The organism is Variovorax sp. WDL1, from assembly GCF_001541225.1.
Classification (GTDB): domain Bacteria; phylum Pseudomonadota; class Gammaproteobacteria; order Burkholderiales; family Burkholderiaceae_C; genus Variovorax.
The window spans coordinates 1-249 of the sequence record NZ_LMTS01000122.1 but is presented as its reverse complement, the minus strand read 5'-3'; the positions used below and the strand labels follow the sequence as shown (position 1 = coordinate 249).

At 55.4% G+C, this 249-nt stretch carries 1 pseudogene; it reads right to left on the bottom strand.

Annotation, left to right across the window (positions count from 1 at the left end):
• A pseudogene (locus tag APY03_RS16650) lies at positions 1-175 on the bottom strand (IS6 family transposase); the annotation flags it as partial.
• Between the last annotated feature and the right edge of the window lie 74 nt (positions 176-249).

Sequence of the window (249 nt, the reverse complement as noted above, 5' to 3'; positions counted from 1 at the left end):
ACTCCGGCACGAATCGTTGCACCCAACGCAGGATCGTCGTGTGGGCCAACTCAAGTCCACGCTCAGCCATCATCTCCACCAAGTCACGCAAGCTCAGCTTGTAGCGAAGGTACCAGCGAACGCACAGCACGATGATCTCCCGCTCGAAGTGCCGACCTTTGAACAGCTCGTCCATGCTCTGCAACTTCTTCACCATGAACCGCCTTCACATCACAAAGGTCGGTAGCCTACCCGAAGCCAAAATTTGCA